This window comes from Streptomyces lushanensis, from assembly GCF_001700515.1.
Lineage (GTDB): Bacteria > Actinomycetota > Actinomycetes > Streptomycetales > Streptomycetaceae > Streptomyces > Streptomyces lushanensis.
In genome coordinates this window covers 1-3233 of the sequence record NZ_MAUD01000144.1, presented here as the reverse complement: position 1 = coordinate 3233, position 3233 = coordinate 1, and the positions used below count along the sequence as shown (strand labels likewise).

2 protein-coding genes and 1 pseudogene are annotated in these 3233 nt (G+C 69.8%); 2 read left to right on the top strand and 1 reads right to left on the bottom strand.

Annotated elements, in window-relative coordinates:
• Positions 1-352 (bottom strand): annotated as a pseudogene (locus BFF77_RS13400) (PucR family transcriptional regulator); the annotation flags it as partial.
• Positions 353-581: 229 nt separating this feature from the next.
• Here BFF77_RS13400 and BFF77_RS13395 point away from each other — a divergent pair.
• Positions 582-1508 carry a proline dehydrogenase family protein gene (locus BFF77_RS13395; protein ID WP_066948313.1) on the top strand — a complete coding sequence of 309 codons (927 nt, stop codon included), beginning with the start codon at positions 582-584 and terminating at the stop codon, positions 1506-1508.
• A 46-nt stretch (positions 1509-1554) separates the two neighbouring features.
• Positions 1555-3186 carry an L-glutamate gamma-semialdehyde dehydrogenase gene (pruA, locus tag BFF77_RS13390; protein ID WP_066948310.1) on the top strand — a complete coding sequence of 544 codons (1632 nt, stop codon included), beginning with the start codon at positions 1555-1557 and terminating at the stop codon, positions 3184-3186.
• Positions 3187-3233 lie beyond the last annotated feature (47 nt).

Genomic DNA, 3233 nt, shown 5'->3' with positions numbered 1-3233 from the left:
CCGGGCCCGGGCCCGGTTCGAAGCCGTCGAGCAGCCACACGTACCCCAGCACCACGCCCCGGTGCCGTACGGGCAGACAGATCCGGCCGCGGAAGACGCCGGCCTCCGGCGCGGCGGGGATACGGACCGGGCCCCTCGCGCGGGTGATGCCGAAGCCCTCGAACCAGGCACGCACCGCCGGCGTGGACTTCCGGGTCAGGATCGACCGTGTCCTGACCGGGTCCATCGCCGTGTCGTCGTCGCTGTCGTGCGCACCGAAGGCGATCAGCCCGAAATCACGGTTCTCCAGCGTCACGGGAACGCCGAGCAGCGCCGTGATCTCGTCCACCAGCTCCTGGTAATCGCCCTTCATCCGGACATTCTCGCACCGCCTTCAGACAATTGTCTGAGATCCCGGCCACGGATGCGTGACACCTGTCGATGGCAGAGGATCGGAGCGGTCCCTAGGTTTCACAGTGGTTCTCCGTGCCGTGCGGATCCGGCCCGGTCCGGTCCTCCCGGCTCGCTCCGGCCCGTCCCGGCCTGCTCCGTCCCGGACCGCTCCGCAGCGGCCCCGCTCGATCTGACCATGGAGGTGCCCTGTGCTGGGTCCCGTGATCCTCGCCGCCTCGCGCAGCGACAGAATGCGCCGTGTCGTCTCGGCCGCGCCGGTCACCAAGCCCGTGGTGAACCGTTTCATCGCCGGTGAGTCGATCGAGGAGACGGCGCCGGTCATCGAGGCCATGGCAGCCCGCGGTCTTGAGGTCACCCTCGACGTCCTCGGCGAGGACATCACCGATCCGGCCGAGGCCCTGCGCGCCCGCGACGCCTACCTCCGGCTGGTCGAGGCCCTCGCCCCGCTGGAACTGGGCGCCCGCGCCGAGATGTCGGTCAAGCTCTCCTCCTTCGGCCAGGCGCTTCCCGGCGGACACGATCTCGCCCTGAAGAACGTCACCGCCGTCGTGGAGGCCGCCGCCGAGATCGGCACCACGGTCACCCTCGACATGGAGGACCACACCACCGTCGACTCGACGCTCGCCATCCACACCGAGCTGCGTGAGCGCTTCCCGGAGACCGGCGCCGTCGTGCAGTCGTATCTCTTCCGCACCGAGGACGACTGCCGCGCCCTGTCCGCCGCCGGCTCGCGCGTACGGCTGGTCAAGGGCGCCTACAAGGAGCCGGCCTCCGTCGCGTACCAGGACAAGGCCGAGGTCGACCGGGCGTACATCCGCTGCCTCGGAATCCTGATGACCGGCTCGGGCCATCCGATGGTCGGCACCCATGATCCGCGCGTCATCGCGATCGCGCAGGAGCTCGCGCACCGCGCGGGACGCAAGCTGGACGAGTACGAGTTCCAGATGCTGTACGGCATCCGCGAGGCCGAGCAGAACCGCCTCGCGGCGGAGGGACACCGGATGCGTGTCTACATCGCGTACGGCACCGACTGGTACGGATACTTCATGCGCCGCCTCGCCGAGCGGCCCGCCAACCTCGCGTTCTTCCTGCGTTCGCTGGTCAGCCGCGGCTGAACCCCTGACTGCCAACTGACCTACTGATGAAGGAGATTCGGCAACCATGGACGCTGTGACCCAGGTTCCCGTGCCGGTCAACGAGCCGGTGCACGGCTACGCGCCCGGCTCGCCCGAGCGGGCCCGGCTGGAGGTCAGGCTCAAGGAGCTGGCCGAGAATCCCGTCGACCTGCCGATGACCATCGGCGGCGAGAAGCGGATGGGCGGCGGCGAGCGCGTCGATGTCGTACAGCCGCACAACCACCGGGCCAGGCTCGGTACCTTCGCCGGCGCCACCCCGCAGGACGCGCGGGACGCGGTCGACGCCGCCCTGGCCGCGGCCCCGGGCTGGCGCGCGACGGCCTTCGACGACCGCGCGGCGATCATCCTGCGCGCCGCCGAACTGCTCGCCGGGCCTTGGCGCGAGACGATCGCCGCCGCCACCATGCTCGGCCAGTCGAAGACCGCCCAGCAGGCCGAGATCGACGCGCCCTGCGAGCTGATCGACTTCTGGCGCTTCAATGTCTCCTACGCCCGTGATCTGCTCGCCGAGCAGCCGGTGGCCAACTCGCCCGGCGTCTGGAACCGTCTCGACCACCGCCCGCTGGAAGGGTTCGTCTACGCGATCACACCGTTCAACTTCACCGCGATCGCGGGCAATCTGCCCACCGCGCCCGCGCTGATGGGCAATGTCGTGGTGTGGAAGCCGTCCCCGACGCAGACGCTGGCCGCCGTGCTGCTGATGGAGCTGCTGGAGGAGGCCGGGCTGCCCAAGGGCGTCATCAATCTGGTGACGGGCGACGGCATCGCCGTCTCCGAGGTGGCCCTGAACCACCCCGACCTGGCCGGTATCCACTTCACCGGCTCGACCAGGACCTTCCAGCACCTGTGGAGGACGGTCGGCGAGAACATCGAGAAGTACCGCTCCTATCCGCGGATCGTCGGTGAGACGGGCGGCAAGGACTTCGTCGTCGCCCACCCGAGCGCCGACCGCGCCGTCCTCAAGACCGCGCTGACGCGTGGCTCCTTCGAGTACCAGGGCCAGAAGTGCTCGGCCTCCTCGCGTGCCTACGTACCGGCGTCGATCTGGAACGACGGCTTCCAGGAGGAGTTCGCGGCCGAGGTCGACGGGATCGCCATGGGCGATGTCACCGATCTGAGCAACTTCATCGGCGCCGTCATCGACGAGCGCGCCTTCGCCAAGAACAAGGCCGCCATCGACCGCGCCGCGGCGGACCCGACCTGCACGATCGTCGCGGGCGGTACCTACGACGACTCGGTCGGCTACTTCGTGCGGCCCACCGTCATCGTCTGCACCGATCCCGGGAACGAGGTCTTCACGACCGAGTACTTCGGCCCGATCCTCGCGGTGCACGTCTACGACGACGCCGACTACGCGTCGGTGCTCGCCCAGATGGAGTCCGTCTCGGCGTACGCGCTGACCGGCTCGGTCATCGCCAACGACCGGGCCGCCGCCGCCGACGCGATGGCGAAGCTGCGCTACGCCGCCGGCAACTTCTACATCAACGACAAGTCGACCGGCGCCGTCGTCGGCCAGCAGCCCTTCGGCGGCGGCCGTGCCTCCGGCACCAACGACAAGGCGGGCGCGCCGCAGAACCTGATGCGCTGGACGCTGACCCGTTCCATCAAGGAGACGCTGGTCCCGCCGACCGACTACCGCTACCCGCACATGGGCTGAGGCCCCCGCACCGGCGGACCCCGTACGTCCGCCGGTGCGGGGGCCTC

Excerpts from the sequence above, each read along its gene's own strand:
- pruA (WP_066948310.1), top strand. The coding sequence starts at position 1,555 with ATGGACGCTGTGACCCAGGTTCCCGTGCCGGTCAACGAGCCGGTGCAC.